This window comes from Pseudomonas sp. P4_C3 (assembly GCF_056402075.1).
In genome coordinates this window covers 36794-55907 of record NZ_JBFUIC010000003.1, presented here as the reverse complement: position 1 = coordinate 55907, position 19114 = coordinate 36794, and the positions used below count along the sequence as shown (strand labels likewise).

19 protein-coding genes are annotated in these 19114 nt (G+C 60.5%); 14 read left to right on the top strand and 5 right to left on the bottom strand.

Translation table 11 applies throughout. From position 1 onward, the window contains the following. Position 1 precedes the first annotated feature (1 nt). The 6 genes from AC1DVH_RS01460 (at position 2) to AC1DVH_RS01435 (ending at position 5849) form a co-directional block, all read left to right on the top strand. Entirely contained in the window at positions 2-949 is a 948-nt protein-coding gene (locus AC1DVH_RS01460; RefSeq protein WP_477752342.1) for an ABC transporter permease, read from the top strand. Further along, the gene (locus AC1DVH_RS01455) at positions 939-1763 is read left to right on the top strand and encodes an ABC transporter permease (RefSeq protein WP_477752341.1); all 825 of its coding nucleotides are present in this window, start codon (positions 939-941) and stop codon (positions 1761-1763) included. Before AC1DVH_RS01460 ends, AC1DVH_RS01455 begins: the two co-directional genes overlap by 11 nt. Positions 1764-1932: 169 nt before the next feature. Continuing rightward, positions 1933-3357, top strand: a complete 1425-nt coding sequence (locus AC1DVH_RS01450; RefSeq protein ID WP_477752340.1) for a gamma-aminobutyraldehyde dehydrogenase — start codon at positions 1933-1935, stop codon at positions 3355-3357. A gap of 228 nt (positions 3358-3585) precedes the next feature. Continuing rightward, positions 3586-5070: an APC family permease gene (locus tag AC1DVH_RS01445; protein ID WP_477752339.1), complete on the top strand. Its 1485-nt coding sequence runs from the start codon at positions 3586-3588 to the stop codon at positions 5068-5070. 262 nt (positions 5071-5332) lie between these two features. Next, positions 5333-5581 carry a CopG family ribbon-helix-helix protein gene (locus AC1DVH_RS01440; RefSeq protein WP_056721085.1) on the top strand — a complete coding sequence of 83 codons (249 nt, stop codon included), beginning with the start codon at positions 5333-5335 and terminating at the stop codon, positions 5579-5581. Further along, positions 5559-5849 carry a type II toxin-antitoxin system RelE/ParE family toxin gene (locus AC1DVH_RS01435; RefSeq protein ID WP_082562882.1) on the top strand — a complete coding sequence of 97 codons (291 nt, stop codon included), beginning with the start codon at positions 5559-5561 and terminating at the stop codon, positions 5847-5849. Before AC1DVH_RS01440 ends, AC1DVH_RS01435 begins: the two co-directional genes overlap by 23 nt. A gap of 37 nt (positions 5850-5886) precedes the next feature. Here the strand turns inward: AC1DVH_RS01435 and AC1DVH_RS01430 are convergent, their stop codons facing one another. Further along, positions 5887-6072: a hypothetical protein gene (locus AC1DVH_RS01430; RefSeq protein WP_477752338.1), complete on the bottom strand. Its 186-nt coding sequence runs from the start codon at positions 6070-6072 to the stop codon at positions 5887-5889. A 418-nt stretch (positions 6073-6490) separates the two neighbouring features. Here AC1DVH_RS01430 and AC1DVH_RS01425 point away from each other — a divergent pair, with 418 nt between their 5' ends. The 7 genes from AC1DVH_RS01425 (at position 6491) to aauR (ending at position 15047) form a co-directional block, all read left to right on the top strand. Further along, complete coding sequence (locus AC1DVH_RS01425; protein WP_477752337.1) at positions 6491-8119, top strand: glucan biosynthesis protein D; 1629 nt, start codon at positions 6491-6493, stop codon at positions 8117-8119. 276 nt (positions 8120-8395) lie between these two features. Continuing rightward, positions 8396-9310, top strand: a complete 915-nt coding sequence (locus tag AC1DVH_RS01420; RefSeq protein WP_477752336.1) for a glutamate/aspartate ABC transporter substrate-binding protein — start codon at positions 8396-8398, stop codon at positions 9308-9310. A 193-nt stretch (positions 9311-9503) separates the two neighbouring features. Next, positions 9504-10250: an amino acid ABC transporter permease gene (locus AC1DVH_RS01415; protein WP_477752335.1), complete on the top strand. Its 747-nt coding sequence runs from the start codon at positions 9504-9506 to the stop codon at positions 10248-10250. Continuing rightward, positions 10250-10921, top strand: coding sequence for an amino acid ABC transporter permease (locus AC1DVH_RS01410; protein WP_477752334.1), 672 nt, complete (start codon positions 10250-10252; stop codon positions 10919-10921). The genes AC1DVH_RS01415 and AC1DVH_RS01410 overlap by 1 nt, the downstream gene beginning before the upstream one ends. Then, positions 10918-11652, top strand: coding sequence for an amino acid ABC transporter ATP-binding protein (locus AC1DVH_RS01405; protein ID WP_477752333.1), 735 nt, complete (start codon positions 10918-10920; stop codon positions 11650-11652). Before AC1DVH_RS01410 ends, AC1DVH_RS01405 begins: the two co-directional genes overlap by 4 nt. A 168-nt stretch (positions 11653-11820) precedes the next feature. Beyond that, complete coding sequence (aauS, locus tag AC1DVH_RS01400; RefSeq protein WP_477752332.1) at positions 11821-13722, top strand: two-component sensor histidine kinase AauS; 1902 nt, start codon at positions 11821-11823, stop codon at positions 13720-13722. After that, positions 13719-15047 (top strand): two-component response regulator AauR, encoded by a 1329-nt coding sequence (gene aauR, locus AC1DVH_RS01395; protein ID WP_477752331.1) that lies wholly within the window; start codon positions 13719-13721, stop codon positions 15045-15047. Before aauS ends, aauR begins: the two co-directional genes overlap by 4 nt. Positions 15048-15115: 68 nt before the next feature. Here aauR and AC1DVH_RS01390 read toward each other — a convergent pair whose 3' ends face one another. Then, positions 15116-16150: an alpha/beta fold hydrolase gene (locus tag AC1DVH_RS01390; RefSeq protein ID WP_477752330.1), complete on the bottom strand. Its 1035-nt coding sequence runs from the start codon at positions 16148-16150 to the stop codon at positions 15116-15118. 313 nt (positions 16151-16463) lie between these two features. Between AC1DVH_RS01390 and metR the strand changes: the two genes are divergently transcribed. After that, positions 16464-17381: a transcriptional regulator MetR gene (gene metR, locus AC1DVH_RS01385; protein ID WP_007985733.1), complete on the top strand. Its 918-nt coding sequence runs from the start codon at positions 16464-16466 to the stop codon at positions 17379-17381. Between the two features lie 34 nt (positions 17382-17415). Here the strand turns inward: metR and AC1DVH_RS01380 are convergent, their stop codons facing one another. From AC1DVH_RS01380 to AC1DVH_RS01370, 3 genes are read right to left on the bottom strand one after another with little or no spacing between them, the layout of a single operon-like run. Then, complete coding sequence (locus tag AC1DVH_RS01380; protein ID WP_477752329.1) at positions 17416-17913, bottom strand: N-acetyltransferase family protein; 498 nt, start codon at positions 17911-17913, stop codon at positions 17416-17418. A gap of 2 nt (positions 17914-17915) precedes the next feature. Further along, entirely contained in the window at positions 17916-18554 is a 639-nt protein-coding gene (locus AC1DVH_RS01375) for a LysE family translocator (protein ID WP_477752328.1), read from the bottom strand. A 23-nt stretch (positions 18555-18577) separates the two neighbouring features. Further along, a complete protein-coding gene (locus AC1DVH_RS01370; RefSeq protein WP_477752327.1) occupies positions 18578-19012 on the bottom strand; it encodes an NUDIX hydrolase in 435 nt (144 codons plus the stop codon). Positions 19013-19114: the final 102 nt, after the last annotated feature.

Genomic DNA, 19114 nt, shown 5'->3' with positions numbered 1-19114 from the left:
CATGAACACCCTGGCTATCTCCCAAACCCAGTCGGGCGGCTCGCCGTTGCGCCGGTTCTCCAACCTGCTGTATCGCCGGCCAAACCTATACCTGTCGATGCTGCTGGTGCCACCGCTGCTGTGGTTCGGCGCGATCTACCTGGGCTCGTTGCTGGTGCTGCTGTGGCAGGGTTTCTACACCTTCGATGACTTCACCATGGCGGTCACCCCTGACCTGACCCTGGCGAACTTCACCGCGCTGTTCCAGCCGTCGAACTTCGACATCATCCTGCGCACCCTGGGCATGGCGATTGTCGTGTCGATGGCCAGCGCCGTCGTCGCGTTCCCGATTGCCTACTACATGGCGCGCTACACCACGGGCAAGACCAAGGCGTTTTTCTACATCGCGGTGATGATGCCGATGTGGGCCAGTTACATCGTCAAGGCGTACGCCTGGACGCTGCTGCTGGCCAAGGGTGGCGTGGCGCAGTGGTTCGTGCAGCACCTGGGGCTGGAACCGGTTCTGCAATTGGTGCTGGGCATTCCGGGCGTTGGCGGCAGCACCTTGTCGACCTCGCATCTGGGGCGCTTCATGGTATTCGTCTACATCTGGTTGCCGTTCATGATCCTGCCGATCCAGGCCTCGCTGGAGCGCCTGCCGCCGTCGCTGCTGCAAGCCTCCGCCGACCTCGGTGCCAAGCCGCGCCAGACCTTTACGCAAGTGATTCTGCCGCTGTCGATCCCGGGTATCGCCGCAGGTTCCATCTTCACCTTCTCGCTGACCCTGGGCGACTTCATCGTACCGCAACTGGTCGGCCCGCCCGGCTACTTCGTCGGCAGCATGGTGTATGCCCAGCAAGGCGCGATCGGCAACATGCCGATGGCCGCAGCGTTCACCCTGGTGCCGATCGTGCTGATCGCCATCTACCTGTCCATCGTCAAACGACTGGGGGCCTTCGATGCACTCTGAATCTTCATCTCAAGGGCAGGCCTCTCTCGGCCTGCGCATTGCCGCCTGGGGCGGGTTGCTGTTCCTGCACTTCCCGATCCTGATCATCTTCCTGTACGCCTTCAACACCGAAGACGCTGCGTTCAGCTTTCCGCCCAAGGGCTTCACCCTGAAGTGGCTCAGCGTGGCGTTCTCACGGCCGGACGTGCTCGAAGCCATCAAGCTGTCGTTGCAGATCGCCTCGATTGCCACCCTGATCGCCATGGTCCTCGGCACGCTGGCGTCCGCCGCGTTGTACCGCCGGGACTTCTTCGGCAAGCAAGGCATCTCGCTGATGCTGATCCTGCCGATTGCCCTGCCGGGGATCATCACCGGGATCGCGTTGCTGGCGACCTTCAAGACATTGGGCATCGAGCCGGGGATGTTCACCATCATCGTCGGCCACGCGACCTTCTGCGTGGTGATTGTCTACAACAACGTCATCGCCCGCTTGCGCCGCACCTCCCACAGCTTGATCGAGGCCTCGATGGACCTCGGCGCCGACGGCTGGCAGACCTTCCGCTACATCATCCTGCCGAACCTCGGCTCGGCGTTGCTGGCCGGCGGCATGCTGGCGTTTGCCCTGTCGTTCGACGAAATCATCGTCACCACCTTCACCGCCGGCCATGAACGCACCCTGCCGCTGTGGCTGCTCAACCAGCTCAGCCGCCCACGGGACGTGCCGGTGACCAACGTCGTGGCGATGCTGGTGATGCTGGTGACCATGCTGCCGATTCTTGGTGCGTATTACCTGACCCGGGGCGGCGAAAGCGTTGCCGGTAGCGGCGGGAAGTAACCAAATAACCACTGAAGGAACCGAATCCCTGTAGGAGTGAGCCTGCTCGCGATGACTGACTGTCATTCAACAGTGATGTCGACTGTAAGACCGCTATCGCGAGCAGGCTCACTCCTACATTTAGATCCGGTTCAGGCAGCAAAATAAAAGTGTTAGTGAGGACAGAGCCATGCAAACCAAACTCTTGATCAACGGCCAACTGCAAAGCGGCGAAGGCCCCGCCCAACCGGTGTTCAACCCGGCACAGGGTCGTGTGCTGGTGGAAATCAACGAAGCCAGCGCAGCCCAGGTCGATGCAGCCGTACGCGCCGCCGACGCCGCGTTCGACAGCTGGTCGCAGACCCCGCCGAAAGCGCGTTCGCTGCTGCTGCTCAAACTCGCCGATGCCATCGAGGCCCATGGCGAAGAGCTGGCCAAACTGGAATCGGACAACTGCGGCAAGCCTTACAGCGCCGCGCTGAACGACGAGATCCCGGCGATTGCCGACGTGTTCCGCTTCTTCGCCGGCGCCAGCCGCTGCATGAGCGGTTCGGCCGGTGGCGAATACCTGCCCGGCCACACCTCGATGATCCGCCGCGACCCGGTGGGCGTGATCGCCTCCATCGCGCCCTGGAACTACCCGTTGATGATGGTCGCCTGGAAAATCGCCCCGGCCCTGGCCGCCGGTAATACCGTGGTGCTCAAGCCGTCGGAACAAACCCCACTGACCGCCCTGCGCCTGGCCGAACTGGCGTCGGACATTTTCCCGGCTGGTGTGCTCAACCTGGTGTTCGGTCGTGGCCCTACCGTCGGCAGCCCTCTGGTCACCCACCCGAAAGTGCGCATGGTGTCGCTGACCGGCTCGATTGCCACCGGCTCGAACATCATTTCCAGCACTGCCGACAGCGTCAAACGCATGCACATGGAATTGGGCGGCAAAGCCCCGGTGATCATCTTCGACGACGCCGATATCGACGCCGCCGTCGAAGGCATCCGCACCTTCGGTTTCTACAACGCCGGGCAAGACTGCACCGCCGCCTGCCGCATCTATGCCCAGGCAGGCATCTACGACAAGTTCGTCGAGAAACTCGGAGCGGCCGTCAGCAGCATCAAGTACGGCTTGCAGGATGATCCATCGACCGAACTCGGCCCGCTGATCACCGCGCAACACCGCGACCGCGTGGCCGGTTTCGTCGAACGCGCCGTAGCCCAGCCGCATATCCGCCTGATCACTGGCGGTAAAGCTGTCGACGGCGACGGGTACTTCTTCGAACCGACCGTGCTGGCCGACGCGCAGCAGGACGACGAGATCGTGCGCCGCGAAGTGTTCGGGCCAGTGGTGTCGGTGACCAGATTCAGCGATGAAGCACAGGTGCTGGGCTGGGCCAACGATTCGGAGTACGGCCTGGCCTCTTCCGTGTGGACCGCCGACGTCGGCCGTGCCCATCGCCTGTCGGCCCGTTTGCAGTACGGCTGCACCTGGGTGAATACACACTTCATGCTCGTCAGTGAAATGCCTCACGGAGGTCAGAAACTGTCCGGCTATGGCAAGGACATGTCCATGTACGGGTTGGAGGACTACACCGTTGTGCGGCATGTGATGTTCAAGCACTAGAAAAAGCATCGCGAGCAAGCTCGCTCCYACAKGKACTGCGCAGTCCATGTAGGAGCGAGCTTGCTCGCGATGGCGTCACCGCAACTTCAAGGAAGAAACCGGCACCCAGCACCACCAGGCTCCACCCCAAAGAAGACAAAACAATAACCACCGATCCGGGCGGTGCCTTCAAGGCCCCGTCACGGTTTCGGACATCCGAAATCTGCCGATTTTCCGGAGTAACTACACATGAGTGCATCACCCGATCTCTCTGCAGCCCTTGCCGACAGCGATGCCGAGCAACTACGCAAGCTGGGCTACACCTCCAACTTCAACCGCAGCATGAGCCTGTGGGAAAACTTCGCCCTGGGCTTCACTTACCTATCCCCGGTCGTCGGGGTGTATACCCTGTTCGGCCTGTGCCTGGCCGCGGGCGGGCCACCGATGTTCTGGGCTTACTTGCTGGTCGGTTGCGGCCAGTTGCTGGTGTGCCTGATCTTCGGCGAAGTGGTTTCGCAGTTCCCGATTTCCGGCGGCGTGTACCCATGGGCTCGCCGCTTGGTGGGCAAGCGCTGGGCGTGGATGGTCGGCTGGATCTACTCCATCGCCCTGTGCGTGACCATCGCGGCGGTTGCCGTAGGTGCCGGTCCGTACCTCGCCGCCATGATGGGCTTTGAACCGAGCGACAACACCAACATCATCATCGCCCTGTTCCTGACGCTGTTTGCCACTCTGGTCAACCTCAGCGGCACCAAAGTGCTGGCGCGGATCGCCATGTTCGGCTTCCTCTGTGAGCTAGTGGGCGCGGTGATCGTCGGCGTTTACCTGCTGATTTTCGAGCGTCATCAACCCATCAGCGTGTTGTTCAACACCTTTGATATCAGTGTCGACGGCTCGTACCTGCCAGCGTTCCTCACCGCTTCGCTGGCGGGGATGTTCCTGTACTACGGCTTCGAGGCCTGCGGCGACGTGGCCGAAGAAACCCCGAACCCGAGCAAGCAGATCCCGGTGGCCATGCGCATGACCATCTACATCGGCGGGATCGCGGCGATGTTCGCCTGCGTGGCGCTGATCCTGGCCGTGCCGGACATGCAGGCCGTGATCAACGGTACCGACAAGGATCCAGTCACCACCATCCTCAACAACGCCTTCGGCCCGGTGGGTTCGAAAGTGGTGATGGGCGTGGTGATGATTTCCTTCATCTCCTGCGTGATCAGCCTGCAAGCGGCGGCCAGTCGTCTGCTGTATTCCTACGCCCGTGATGAAATGGTCATCGGCAGCCGACTGCTGAAAAAGATTTCCCCTACGACTCAGGTTCCAGTTGCCGCGCTGTTCGTGTCCGGTGTCCTGCCGGCGCTGATCATCATCCTCGGTTTCTTCCTGCAAGACGCGGTCGCCACCATCGTCAGCTTCGCGGCCATCGGCATCTACCTGGCGTTCCAGATGATCGTGCTCGCGGCCCTGTACGCCCGCATGAAGGGCTGGAAACCAAGCGGCAAATTCACCCTCGGCGCCTGGGGCTGGGCAGTGAACATCGGCGCACTGGTCTATGGTGTCGGTGCCATCATCAACATGGCCTGGCCACGCACGCCGGATGCCGCGTGGTACATCAACTACGCGATGGTCCTGAGCACTGCCATCGTGATTGGTTTGGGTCTGCTCTACATGTGGATCGCCAAGCCGTATGACCATGGCACGGCGCCTGCGGGGGATGCCTGGAAAGTCAGCCGGTAACGGCATTCGCCCCGGTGCCTTCGTGGTGCCGGGGCGCTCCAAAAAACCGACAAGGATTGAATATGGATATCCCCCCAGACGGGCGTTGAGTCGGTTAACCCCATCTCGTTGCGCTAGCATCTGGCAACACATCCCTCTCTCTCGTTCGTGTTCGCCGCACTAGAGTTTCGTGCAGCCCATGCACGCCTGCGGTTGACGAAACCCCTGGCTCGGCCTAGGGTGTTTACGTCGTTTACAGCGTATACACCCTAGGAGAGCCATCATGGCCTCACCCGTTTTGTCTTTTCGCGTCGAAGAACAATTGGCACAGCAGCTGGATTTATTGGCTGCAGCGACCGACAGAGATCGTCAGTACCATCTCAAGCGTGCATTGGTTCGATATGTGGAAGCCGAGTCCTGGCATCTGCAAGCCATCAGTGACGGCATCGCCGATGCCGACGCGGGGAAACTCACCGATCTGGATGCCGTGAAGGCTAAGTGGGCAAAACGTGCCGAGCGTAGTACTGACTGAAAAAGCCGATAGCGATCTCGATGCCATTCACGAACACTACCGAAAGGTAGTTGGCGCAAAAGCCGCTCTCGAAATCATTTCCACGATGTTGCAATCCTTTGAACTGTTGGAACAGTTTCCCGGCTCGGGCAGGCCTTCAGGCATGCCCGATGTCCGAGAGTTGGTACTTGGCCGTTTTCCCTTTATCGCCCCTTACCGATTTTCCCAAGGCCAGGTACAAGTTCTGCGCGTGCTGCATCAGCGATCCGAGCGTTCCCAGGATTGGTAGATGAGGGCATCCAGCCAGGACGGGATGCCCCATTGCTTCAAAACCTCGAAACACTCCTCATAGCATCCACCAGATACCTCATCGCAATCCTGTCGCTCTCCGAGAGCTCCCGATAGCGCTCCACCAGTTTCATTTCCTCGCTATTGAGTCGGCGTCTTCGTCGCCCCAGGGTCAGACACGGAAGGATTCCCAACAATTCGGTGATGTTCTGTACTTTCGACATGGACGATGTCCTTCTAAACGTCAAAGAAAACTGCAAAAAACCGCATCGCCCTTCCCCCCTTTTCAGCAGCCGCAATGTGCCGACTGAACCGCACCGGTCTTTCGGGCATAAACCGGTCATGTGCACAGAATAGAAATATTCCGGGCGCTGAAAAGCGGTTTTTAGAGTAATTAGTCGAAAAAAGCAGAAATGCCCTGTAAATCAGAAACCCCTGTCGGAATTGTTTCCCGACATGTCTTGTTTCATTGCCGAGCCGGCGCAGTGCCATCAATCAATTTTGCTCCGCAATCGAACGGTTTAAGCTGTCGGGCATCTGTTTAAAAGTCCGTTGCGTTTGGCCGAAGGCATGTCCGAACCGATATTTCTGATCCAGCACGTGCCAGGAACGGCGCGGGATTGCTCAAGACAGGTTGTATTTATGCACCGCAGGAACTTGCTCAAAGCCTCCATGGCCATCGCGGCCTACACCGGTTTGTCCGCCACGGGCCTGTTGGCGGCCCAGGCCTGGGCCGCCAGTGGCGGCACCGCTGATGGCGAGGCCACCGCGTTCGATTTCGAGGCGCTGAAGCTCCAGGCCAAACAGCTCGCCAGCAATCGCTACCAGGACACCGAGCAACAGTTGCCGCCAACCCTGGCGACCATGACGCCGCAGAACTTCAATGCGATCCGCTACGACGGCAATCATTCGTTGTGGAAAGAGCTCAAGGGTCAGCTGGACGTGCAGTTCTTCCACGTCGGCATGGGGTTCAAGCAGCCGGTGCGCATGTACAGCGTCGATCCGAAAACCCGCATGGCCCGCGAGGTGCATTTCCGCCCGTCGCTGTTCAACTATGAAAACACCACGGTCGACACCGCACAGCTCAAGGGCGACCTGGGTTTCTCCGGCTTCAAGCTGTTCAAGGCCCCGGAACTGGACAAGCACGACGTCGTGTCTTTCCTCGGCGCCAGTTACTTCCGTGCGGTAGACGCCACCGGCCAGTACGGCTTGTCGGCCCGCGGACTGGCGATCGACACCTACGCCAAGAAGCGCGAAGAATTTCCCGACTTCACCAAGTTCTGGTTCGAGACACCGGACAAGGACAGCACCCGCTTCGTGGTCTACGCCCTGCTCGATTCGCCGAGCGCCACCGGTGCCTACCGCTTCGATATCGACTGCCAGGCCGAGCGCGTGGTGATGGAGATCGATGCCCACGTCAACGCTCGCACCGCCATCGACCAACTGGGCATTGCGCCGATGACCAGCATGTTCAGTTGCGGCACCCACGAACGCCGGATGTGCGACACCATTCACCCGCAAATCCACGACTCCGATCGCCTGGCCATGTGGCGCGGCAACGGCGAGTGGATCTGCCGCCCGCTGAATAACCCGGCGACCCTGCAATTCAATGCCTTCGCCGATACCGACCCGAAGGGCTTCGGCCTGGTGCAGACCGACCACGAGTTCGCCAGCTATCAGGACACCGTCGACTGGTACAGCCGCCGCCCAAGCCTGTGGGTCGAACCGACCACCCCATGGGGCGAAGGCTCGGTCGATCTGCTGGAGATTCCCACCACCGGCGAAACCCTGGACAACATCGTCGCCTTCTGGACCCCGAAGAAACCGGTGGCGGCCGGCGATTCGCTGAACTACGGCTACAAACTCTATTGGAGCGCACTGCCACCGGTCGGCACACCACTGGCGCGAGTCAATGCGACCCGTTCAGGCATGGGCGGTTTCACCGAAGGCTGGGCGCCGGGCGAGCATTACCCGCCAGTCTGGGCCCGTCGTTTTGCCGTGGACTTCACCGGCGGTGGCCTGGACCGCTTGCCTGAAGGCGCGGGCATCGAGCCGGTGGTCACTTGCTCGAACGGCGAGGTCAAGGATTTCAGCGTGCTCAAGCTCGATGACATCAAGGGCTACCGCATCCTGTTTGACTGGTACCCGACCAATGACAGCGTGGAGCCTGTCGAGCTGCGCCTGTTCATCCGCACCAACGACCGCACGCTGAGCGAAACCTGGTTGTATCAGTACTTCCCGCCAGCCCCGGACAAGCGCAAATATCCCTGACAGCCAAGTAGCACCAACCACCATTCGGTTTTCCGAACGCGACCTGCGGGTCAGTTCGGTTAACCGGATCATCCAACCTCAATATTCGCGCCATAAATATTTAATTTCCTTATAAATCAATAACATGATTCATTGGCACTGGTCTGGCACGAGTCATGCTCTACACTTCTTCGACGAATGTCCTTTGCGCCCTCTCTCAGTAGCGCTCAGGTGATTTGCAGCACAAAAGGGCCGATGAACTGGCTCCATAAAAAAAACAATGTCGAGGAAAATTTGATGCGCATCATTCCCCATATCCTGGGCGCAGCCATTGCTGCCGCTCTGATCAGCACGCCAGTGTTCGCCGCCGAACTCACCGGCACCCTGAAGAAGATCAAAGAGTCCGGTGTCATCACCCTCGGACATCGTGACGCGTCCATTCCGTTTTCCTACATCGCGGATGCTTCCGGCAAACCGGTCGGCTACTCCCACGACATCCAGCTGAAAGTCGTCGAAGCGCTGAAAAAAGACCTCGACATGCCGAACCTCCAGGTCAAGTACAACCTGGTGACTTCGCAAACCCGTATCCCGCTGGTGCAGAACGGCACCGTGGACCTGGAGTGCGGTTCCACCACCAACAACGTCGAGCGTCAGCAGCAAGTTGACTTCTCCGTTGGCATCTTCGAAATCGGTACTCGCCTGCTGTCCAAGGCAGACTCCAAGTACAAGGATTTCCCTGACCTGGCCGGCAAGAACGTCGTGACCACCGCCGGCACCACGTCCGAGCGCATCCTCAAGGCGATGAACGCCGACAAGCAGATGGGCATGAACGTCATCTCGGCCAAAGACCACGGCGAATCCTTCCAGATGCTGGAAACCGGCCGTGCCGTGGCTTTCATGATGGACGACGCCCTGCTGGCAGGTGAAGCAGCCAAGGCCAAGAATGCGAAAGACTGGGCAGTGACCGGTACTCCACAGTCCTACGAAATCTACGGCTGCATGGTGCGCAAAGGCGACGAGCCGTTCAAAAAGGCTGTGGATGACGCCATCAAGGCCACCTACGCATCGGGCGAGATCAACAAGATCTACGAAAAATGGTTCATGCAGCCAATCCCGCCAAAAGGCCTGAACCTGAACTTCCCGATGAGCGACGAGCTCAAGGCCCTGATCGCCAAACCGACCGATAAAGCGGCTGACGACAAGAAATCCTGATTTCTGACTAACCTTATCTCCTGACAGGGCGCAAGCCCTTTCAGGAGGTTGTCACTCCCTGCTGGCATTTCTGGAAACACTCGAACCGGTGGCTGTCGAGCCGAGCGCGTGTGCCTGTCCCTCAAGGACAGGCGGGAACGGAGCTTCCCCAAGCGGGTACTTGTACATCGATCGAATCCGAGGGGAGACCCTAATGAATTACAACTGGGACTGGGGCGTGTTCTTCAAGTCCACCGGCGTGGGCAGCGAGACCTATTTCGACTGGTACCTGACCGGTTTGGGCTGGACCATCGGCATCGCCATCGCGGCCTGGATCATCGCCTTGACACTGGGCTCGATCCTGGGCGTCATGCGTACCGTGCCGAATCGCATCGTATCGGGCATCGCCACCTGCTACGTCGAACTCTTCCGTAACGTGCCGCTGCTGGTTCAGCTGTTCATCTGGTACTTCCTGGTGCCCGATCTGCTGCCTGCCGACCTGCAAGAGTGGTACAAGCAGGACCTGAACCCGACCACCTCGGCCTTCCTCAGCGTCGTGGTGTGCCTGGGCCTGTTCACCACCGCCCGGGTTTGCGAACAGGTGCGTACCGGTATCCAGGCCCTGCCCAAGGGCCAGGAAGCCGCGGCCCGCGCCATGGGTTTCAAGCTGCCGCAGATCTACTGGAACGTGCTGCTGCCCCAGGCCTACCGGATCATCATTCCGCCGCTTACCTCGGAATTTTTGAACGTATTCAAGAACACCTCCGTGGCCTCGCTGATCGGCCTGATGGAACTGCTGGCGCAGACCAAACAGACCGCCGAGTTCTCCGCCAACCTGTTCGAAGCCTTCACCCTGGCAACGCTGATCTACTTCACCCTGAACATGAGCCTGATGCTGCTGATGCGCATGGTCGAGAAGAAAGTCGCCGTGCCTGGCCTGATTTCCGTAGGGGGTAAATGATGGAATTCGACTTCTCGGGCATCATCCCGTCCCTGCCGGGCCTGTGGAACGGCATGATCATGACCCTCAAGCTGATGGCCATGGGCGTGGTCGGCGGGATTATCCTCGGCACCATCCTGGCGCTGATGCGTCTGTCCCACAGCAAACTGCTGTCGAACATCGCCGGTGCCTACGTTAACTATTTCCGTTCGATCCCGTTGCTGCTGGTCATCACCTGGTTCTACCTGGCGGTGCCGTTCGTGCTGCGCTGGATCACCGGCGAAGACACCCCGATCGGCGCGTTCGCCTCCTGCATCGTGGCATTCATGATGTTCGAAGCCGCGTACTTCTGCGAAATCGTCCGCGCCGGTGTGCAGTCGATTCCCAAGGGCCAGATGGGCGCTGCCCAGGCGCTGGGCATGACTTACGGCCAGATGATGCGTCTGATCATCCTGCCGCAGGCGTTCCGCAAGATGACTCCGCTGTTGCTGCAACAGAGCATCATCCTGTTTCAGGACACCTCGCTGGTCTACGCCGTCGGCCTGGTGGACTTCCTCAATGCTTCGCGCGCCAGTGGCGACAWCATTGGCCGCTCCAATGAGTTCCTGGTTTTCGCCGGTCTCGTGTACTTCACCATCAGCTTTGCCGCCTCGCAGCTGGTCAAGCGTCTGCAAAAAAGGTTCGCCGTATGATCTCTATCAAAAGCATCAACAAGTGGTATGGGGACTTCCAGGTACTGACTGATTGCAGCACCGAGGTCAAAAAAGGCGAAGTGATCGTGGTGTGCGGGCCATCCGGTTCCGGCAAATCGACCCTGATCAAGTGCGTCAACGCCCTGGAACCGTTCCAGAAAGGCGACATCGTGGTCGACGGCACCTCCATCGCAAACCCGAAGACCAACCTGCCGAAACTGCGTTCGCGCGTGGGCATGGTGTTCCAGCACTTCGAGCTGTTCCCGCACCTGACCATCACCGAAAACCTGACCATCGCGCAGATCAAGGTGTTGGGCCGCAGCAAGGAAGAAGCCACCAAGAAAGGCCTGCAACTGCTCGAGCGCGTAGGTCTTTCGGCCCATGCTCACAAGCATCCTGGCCAACTGTCCGGTGGTCAGCAGCAGCGTGTGRCGATTGCCCGTGCGCTGGCGATGGACCCGATCGTCATGCTGTTCGACGAACCGACCTCGGCGCTGGACCCGGAAATGGTCAACGAAGTGCTCGACGTGATGGTGCAACTGGCCCACGAAGGCATGACCATGATGTGCGTGACCCACGAAATGGGCTTCGCCCGTAAAGTCGCGGACCGGGTGATCTTCATGGACGCCGGCAAGATCATCGAAGACTGCAAGAAAGAGGAGTTCTTCGGCGACATCAATGCCCGTGCGGATCGTACGCAGCACTTCCTGAACAAGATTCTGCAGCACTAATACCAACGTAGCTCGCCCCTACCCTGTAGGAGCGAGCTTGCTCGCGATGGTCGTTAACGATGACGCGTTCATCCTGAATGCACGCGTTGTCCTTGAGTTCTTCGCGAGCAAGCTCGCTCCTACAGTCGGAGTAGGCAGGCAATCGCTGGTTGACCCAAGGCATCTGTGATGAAATGCGACCCCAATCTTTATCGCGCAGCAATGCCATCACTCGCCGTGAAACCCCGTCTGATTCGCCATCTGTTCCTGCCACCGCTGATCATCGCCATGATGATCGGCCTGGGCTATATCGGCTTCTGGATCAGTGAGCACTATGGCATTCGCAGCCTTGGCGAGAACGGTCAGCGTCAGCTGGAACTGCACGCCCGTGCCGTCGAAAGCGAAATCAGCAAATACACCTACCTGCCCAGCCTGCTGGAGCTCGAAACCAGCGTTTCGCAGTTGCTGGCCGACCCGACCCCGGAACACCGGCAAACGGTCAACGATTACCTCGAAGGCCTGAACCGGCGCAGCCGCAGTCGGGCCATCTACGTGATGGACACCACCGGCCGCGTCATGGCCACCAGCAACTGGCGCGATGTCGACAGCTACCTGGGTGAAGACCTGTCCTTTCGCGCCTATTTCCAGAACGCCGTGCGTGGTCAGCCCGGGCGCTTCTACGGCATCGGCAGTACCAACGGCGAACCCGGTTACTACCTGGCCCATGGCCTGGAAGAACACGGCAAGATCATCGGCGTCGCGGTGGTCAAGGTACGCCTGGAAGCCATGGAAGAACGCTGGCAGCGGGCGCGCCTGGAAGCCTTCGTCAGCGACGAGAACGGCATCATCATTCTGTCCAGTGACCCGGCGCGACGTCTGAAATCGGTGGTGCCGCTGAGCGAAGAAACCAAGGAAAAACTCGCCCGCAGCCTGCAGTACTACTGGTTCCCGCTCAACGAACTGCAGCCGCTGGCCCGGGAAACCCTGTCCGAAGGCGTGGAAAAACTCACGTTCCCGGCCAACAGCGAACTGGTGTCCGACGACGAAAACATCAGCTACCTGGCGCAAACCCGGCCGCTCGGCGATACGCCGTGGAATTTCACTCTGCTCACGCCGCTCCAGGATTTGCGCCGCGAAGCGATCAACCAGGGGATTCTGGTGGCGGTGGCGTTTGCCCTCTGTGCCTTTCTGTTGATCGCCTGGAACGAGCGGCGCAAGGTGATCGCCACCCGCCTCGCGGCCCGGGAAGCCTTGCAGGAAGCCAACAATCAGCTGGAGCGTCGGATTACCGAACGCACCACCGACCTGCGCGCCAGCAACGAACGGCTCAAGGCCCAGATCCGCGAACGCCGGCTCGCCGAAGAGACCTTGCGCCGCGCCCAGGATGAACTGGTACAGGCCGGAAAACTCGCGGCCATCGGCCAGATGTCCACCAGCATCGCCCACGAACTGAACCAGCCGCTGGCGGCGCTGCGCACCTTGTCCGGCAATACTGTGCGCTTCCTCGAACGCGGTCAGCTCGACGTGGCCAGCACCAACCTCAAGACCATCAACGAACTGATCGACCGCATGGGCCGGATCACCGCCAGCCTGCGCTCGTTTGCCCGGCGCGGGGACGACAAGGGCCTGGCCTGCCTCGGCAAAGGCGTGGACGCCGCCTTGCAATTGCTCGGCGGCCGGGTGGAAAACATTCACCTGCAACTGCACCGCGATTTCACCGATGTGCAGGTGCAAATCGACCAGACCCGCCTGGAGCAGATTCTGGTCAACCTGATTGGCAACGCCCTCGACGCCATGCAAGCGCAGCCGCAACCCGAGCTGTGGCTCGAAGGCGAAGCGTTCGATGGCAAATACCGCCTGCGCGTGCGTGACAACGGCCACGGCATCGACGCCGAAGCGCGCAAGCACCTGTTCGAACCCTTCTTCACCACCAAACCCGGCGAACAGGGCCTGGGCCTTGGCCTGACCCTTTCCGCCAGCCTGGCCGCCGCCACCGGCGGTCACCTGGGTGTCGAGCACCCGGCCAGCGGTGGTACCACATTCGTCCTCAGTTTACCGTTGGTAAGCCCCACTCCCGCCGAGCCAATATGAACAACGACCTTAGTGTATTGATCGTCGAAGACGACCCCCATGTGCTGCTCGGCTGCCAACAGGCGCTGACCCTGGAAGACATTCCCTGCATTGGCGTGGGCAGCGCCGAAGAAGCCCTGGAGCGGGTCGGCGACGATTTCGCCGGTATTGTCGTCAGCGACATTCGCCTGCCGGGCATCGATGGCCTGGAACTGCTGACGCGGCTCAAGGCCCGCGACCGCAGCCTGCCGGTGGTGCTGATCACCGGACACGGCGACATCTCCATGGCCGTGGGCGCGATGCAGAAAGGCGCCTACGACTTCATGGAAAAGCCGTTCTCCCCGGAGCGCCTGGTGGATGTCGCCCGCCGCGCCCTGGAGCAGCGCAGCCTGGCACGGGAAGTGTCGTCGCTGCGCCGGCAACTGGCCGAGCGCGACTCCCTCGAAGGGCGGATCATCGGACGCTCGCCGGCCATGCAGAACCTGCGGGAACTGATTGCCAACGTCGCCGATACCTCGGCCAACGTGCTGATCGAAGGCGAGACCGGCACCGGCAAGGAGTTGGTCGCGCGCTGCCTGCATGATTTCAGTCGGCGGCACACCAAGCAGTTCGTCGCCCTGAACTGCGGCGGCCTGCCGGAGAACCTGTTCGAAAGCGAAATCTTCGGCCACGAGGCCAACGCCTTTACCGGCGCGGGTAAACGACGGATCGGCAAGATCGAACACGCCGACGGCGGCACGCTGTTCCTCGACGAAGTGGAAAGCATGCCTCTGCCCTTGCAGATCAAACTGCTGCGGGTGTTGCAGGAACGCACCCTCGAACGCCTCGGTTCGAACCAGAGCGTAGCGGTGGATTGCCGGGTGATCGCGGCGACCAAATCCGACCTCGTCGTGTCGAGCAAGGCCGGCGAATTCCGCAGCGACCTGTACTACCGCCTCAACGTGGTGACCCTGGAACTGCCGCCATTGCGCGAGCGCCGTGAGGACATCCTGCAACTGTTCGAGCACTTTTTGCAGCAGTCGTCCCTGCGCTTCGACCGCGCGGTGCCGGAGCTGGACAACCAGACCGTTTCAAACCTGATGAGCCACGACTGGCCGGGCAACGTGCGTGAACTGCGCAACGTTGCCGAGCGCTTTGCCCTGGGCCTGCCGGCATTCAAGAAACCCGGTGCTGGCGGCGGCAATCAAGGCCTGGCCTTTGCCGAAGCGGTGGAAGCGTTCGAGCGCAACCTGCTCAGCGATGCCTTGCAACGCAGCGGCGGCAACCTGACCCAGGCCAGCCAGGAACTGGGCATGGCCAAGACCACGCTGTTCGACAAAGTGAAAAAATACGGGCTAAGCCATTGAGCAAAACCTGATCGCCCACTACCTCTGTAGGACCGAGCCTTCGGCAGCTCCTACAGGGGATTGAGAGGTTAGAGAAGGTTGCGATCGGCCACAGGCTCGATCTGCGCCCAGTGCGACGTGTCTTCACGGTGCTCGCGCAAATACGGCAACACCGCCGCCAGCAACGGCGCCTTGAACGCCTCCTGGAAGCGATGGGCCAGGCCCGGAATCAGGATCAATTGGCTACCTCGCAGATGCGCCGCCAGATGCACCCCGTGCATCACCGGCAACAACGGGTCGGCCGTGCCATGCACCACCAGCGCCGGCACCCGCAACTGATTGAGCAACGCCACCCGGCTCGGCTCGGCGAGAATGGCCATGATCTGGCGTTTCACGCCCTCGGGATTGAACGCCCGATCATAGGACAGCGCCGCCTGATGCAGCAGCACCTGGCGATCATCGATGACCATCGGGCTGCCCAGCGCCGCCAGCAAGTCGGCCTGTTGCTCCAGGGCCACTTCGCGGCTCGGAGCACCGCGCCGGGACAACAACTGCACCAGCGCCGCACTCGGTGCCGGCAAGCCTTCGGCGCCGGAGGTAGTCATGATCAGGGTCAGGCTCTCGACCCGTTGCGGTGCCATGGCCGCCATGTGCTGGGCGATCATCCCGCCCATGCTGGCGCCCAACACGTGGAATTGATCGATGTGCAGGGCGTCCATCAAGCCCAGGCCATCGTCAGCCATGTCCGTCAGCGAGTACGGCGACGACACCGGCAATCCGAGTTTGTAGCGCAGCACTTCGAAGGTCAGGTTGGCTTCGGCCGGTGCTTGCCGCCAAGTCGACAGGCCGACATCGCGATTGTCATAGCGAATCACCCGGAACCCCTGCTGGCACAGGGCGACCACCACCTCGTCCGGCCAGTGAATCAACTGCCCGCCCAGGCCCATCACCAGCAGCAATGCCGGATCGGACGCACGGCCGATGCTCTGGTACGCCAGGCTTACCTGGGCCAGATCCACCCGTTCGGTCGGAACATTGACGTCGCAACGAGAAGCCGCCAAGGACGGCAGGCCGAACAACAACGCGGCCAAAAATACGATTCGTGAAAAGAATGAAGCACCCATGAAAAAACACCAAAACGCAGAACCCCAGTAGAGCGCGAGTCTGATGAAGTTTGTTCAAGCGCGCTGCCACAGTTCCATGACAGTTTGATGAAGAGTGCCGGGCGGTCGTCTTAAGGACCGCGTTATCGTTCACCGCGAGCAGGCTCGCTCCCACAAGATTCATGTCGATCACAGAGTTTTTGAACAACATTGATCACTAATGGGAGCGAACTTGCTCCTGTGTAAAAGAGGGCACTACTGTCGACAGCCAACCCAACATGAGACAAACTCAACCTTTTCGATTTATCGACAAGTTTTCCTCATGGAGTCCCCGGTGCTTGAAATCCGTCACCTCAAGACCCTGCACGCCTTGCGCGAAGCCGACAGCCTGGTGGATGCGGCCGATCGCCTGCACCTGACCCAGTCGGCCCTGTCTCACCAGTTCAAAGAACTGGAAGAGCGCATGGGCATGCCGCTGTTCGTGCGCAAGACCAAACCGGTGCGTTTCACCAGCGCCGGTCTGCGCCTGCTGCAATTGGCCGATGCCACCCTGCCGCTGCTGCGCGCCGCCGAACGAGACATCAGTCGCCTGGCCGGTGGCACCGCCGGTCGCTTGCACATGGCCATCGAATGCCACAGTTGCTTCCAGTGGCTGATGCCGACCATCGACCAGTTCCGCGACGCCTGGCCGGAAGTCGAGCTGGACCTGGCCTCGGGGTTTTCCTTCGCTCCGCTGCCGGCCTTGGCCCGTGGCGATCTGGACCTGGTGGTGACCTCCGACCCGGTGGACCTGGCCGGGATCACCTATGTACCGCTGTTCACTTATGAAGCGATGCTCGCGGTGGCCAACCAGCACCGCCTGGCCAGCAAGGCCTATATCGTCCCGGAGGACTTGCTCCCGGAAACCTTGATCACCTACCCGGTGGAACGGGATCGGCTGGACATCTTCACCCGCTTCCTCGAACCCGCCGACATCGAACCGGCCCAGGTCCGCACCTCGGAACTGACGGTGATGATGATGCAACTGGTGGCCAGCGGCCGTGGCGTGTGCGGCATGCCCCATTGGGCGCTGCATGAATACAGTTCGCGGGGTTATGTGAAGGCCAAGCGACTGGGTGAGAAAGGTTTGTTCGCCACACTGTACGCAGCGATCCGTGCTGACATGCTGGATGCGCCGTACATGCGGGATTTTTTGCTGACGGCGAAGGACACGTCGTTTTCGACGCTGGATGGGGTTAGCGCAGTTCGCTAGAGCAACACACATCCCACAGGGTTTTGCAGTGGTCTTACAACTCTCGCCACATATGGATCTTGTCGAAGTAATCCTCACCCACCCGCACCGCCATCGGCTCCAGGCCGAACTGGACGAAACCGCAGCGCTGGTAGAGGTTGAACGCGGCATCGTTGCCGGCGGTGACGGTCAACTGGATCAGACGCAAACCCGCATGGCTCTGCGCCTCGGCCAAGGCAGCCTGAACCAGCTGATAGCCGAGTCCGCGCTGGCGGACCGTCGGTGACACATACATGCCGAACAGTGTCACCTTGTGCCGGGCCTTTTCCCGAGACTCTAGAGCGAGGCCGACGATGCCCGCCAATTTGCCTTCTTCAAACGCCCCGAGCACCAAGTCCAGCTTGCCGGTCAGGCGCGACTCCCACCAGCTCAGCGGCATCGCTGCCCGCTCACGAACACTCGAGGTGAAGGCCTGCGGGTGCAGGTCGTAGGCTTCGAGCATCAATGCCCGATAGTTCAGGGCATGGCTGACATCCAGGCGTTCGATCCACATGCTCAGGCCATCCGTTTTTGCTCAAGCATCAGCCGCAGTGCCAGCCCGGACAATACGAAGCCCATGAAATAGCGCTGCATCGCCAGCCAGGTCGGATTGTTGACGAACCAGGATGCAATGCCCGCGGCAAACATGGCGATCAGCAAATTGACACAGAAACTGACGCTGATCTGGGTCAGGCCGAGGATGATGCTTTGGCTGAACACCGAGCCATGCTCCGGCGTAATGAATTGCGGAAACACCGACAGATAAAACACCGCGATTTTCGGGTTCAGGGCACTGGTCAGAAAGCCCATGGTGATCAGTTTGCGTGACGAGTCCGGTGGCAATTGCTGCGCCTCGAACGGCGACCGCGCACCGGGTTTGACCGCTTGCCAGGCCAGCCACAAAAGGTACAGCGCACCAGCCCACTTCAACACCTCATAGGCCATCGGCACCGCCAGGAACACAGCCGTCAGGCCGGCGGCAGCAGCAAACAGGTGCACGAAGAATCCGGCGACCACCCCGAGCAAAGAGATCACCCCGGCTTTGCGCCCCTGGCAAATCGAACGGGAGATCAGGTAGAGCATGTTCGGCCCCGGCGTCAGTACCATCAGCAACGCGGCAGCAGCAAAAATCAGCAGGTCTTGAAGCGGGATCATGGGCGAGGTCCTTTGCGTAATGATCAGGCGATCGCGGTCAGCGATGCCTGATAAAACGGCAGGATCAGGTCCCGTGTCAATGGCGCCAGGCTGAGATCGCCGTCGGTGAACGGGTCGATCCAGATCACTTCTTCGATTTCCGCCGCAGGCGTCACGTCGACATCGATGTGCAGCTGAAAAATCTCGGCGTGTACGACAAAACCCGGTTCGTTGGCGGCCGGTGCCGAGAAGTGGCCGAGGTAAACGGCCTGCGCCGGGTCGATGTCCAGTCCCAGCTCTTCTTCCAGCTCACGGGCCAGGGCGTGAACCGGCAATTCATGGGGCTCGATCTTGCCACCCGGCTGCATGAACGCCGTGGTGCCGCGCTTGCGTACCAGCAACGTGCGGCCGTCAGGGCCGATCAACAAGGCAGCGGCGATGCGGATAGTCCCGGAGGCTGGCATGGAAAACGTCGACATGAACAAAAGGCCTTTGGCTCAAAAACGCCAAGGATCACATGTCCGCCTGTTGAGATCAAAAGCCTCGCGTAGGAGCTGCCGMAGGCTGCGATCTTTTGATCT

Excerpts from the sequence above, each read along its gene's own strand:
- AC1DVH_RS01380 (WP_477752329.1), bottom strand. The coding sequence starts at position 17,913 with ATGTGGATCGAACGCCTGGATGTCAGCCATGCCCTGAACTATCGGGCA.
- AC1DVH_RS01375 (WP_477752328.1), bottom strand. The coding sequence starts at position 18,554 with ATGATCCCGCTTCAAGACCTGCTGATTTTTGCTGCTGCCGCGTTGCTG.
- AC1DVH_RS01370 (WP_477752327.1), bottom strand. The coding sequence starts at position 19,012 with ATGTCGACGTTTTCCATGCCAGCCTCCGGGACTATCCGCATCGCCGCT.
- AC1DVH_RS01455 (WP_477752341.1), top strand. The coding sequence starts at position 939 with ATGCACTCTGAATCTTCATCTCAAGGGCAGGCCTCTCTCGGCCTGCGC.
- AC1DVH_RS01420 (WP_477752336.1), top strand. The coding sequence starts at position 8,396 with ATGCGCATCATTCCCCATATCCTGGGCGCAGCCATTGCTGCCGCTCTG.
- AC1DVH_RS01460 (WP_477752342.1), top strand. The coding sequence starts at position 2 with ATGAACACCCTGGCTATCTCCCAAACCCAGTCGGGCGGCTCGCCGTTG.
- AC1DVH_RS01425 (WP_477752337.1), top strand. The coding sequence starts at position 6,491 with ATGCACCGCAGGAACTTGCTCAAAGCCTCCATGGCCATCGCGGCCTAC.
- AC1DVH_RS01440 (WP_056721085.1), top strand. The coding sequence starts at position 5,333 with ATGGCCTCACCCGTTTTGTCTTTTCGCGTCGAAGAACAATTGGCACAG.
- aauR (WP_477752331.1), top strand. The coding sequence starts at position 13,719 with ATGAACAACGACCTTAGTGTATTGATCGTCGAAGACGACCCCCATGTG.
- aauS (WP_477752332.1), top strand. The coding sequence starts at position 11,821 with ATGAAATGCGACCCCAATCTTTATCGCGCAGCAATGCCATCACTCGCC.
- AC1DVH_RS01450 (WP_477752340.1), top strand. The coding sequence starts at position 1,933 with ATGCAAACCAAACTCTTGATCAACGGCCAACTGCAAAGCGGCGAAGGC.
- AC1DVH_RS01430 (WP_477752338.1), bottom strand. The coding sequence starts at position 6,072 with ATGTCGAAAGTACAGAACATCACCGAATTGTTGGGAATCCTTCCGTGT.
- AC1DVH_RS01415 (WP_477752335.1), top strand. The coding sequence starts at position 9,504 with ATGAATTACAACTGGGACTGGGGCGTGTTCTTCAAGTCCACCGGCGTG.
- AC1DVH_RS01390 (WP_477752330.1), bottom strand. The coding sequence starts at position 16,150 with ATGGGTGCTTCATTCTTTTCACGAATCGTATTTTTGGCCGCGTTGTTG.
- AC1DVH_RS01445 (WP_477752339.1), top strand. The coding sequence starts at position 3,586 with ATGAGTGCATCACCCGATCTCTCTGCAGCCCTTGCCGACAGCGATGCC.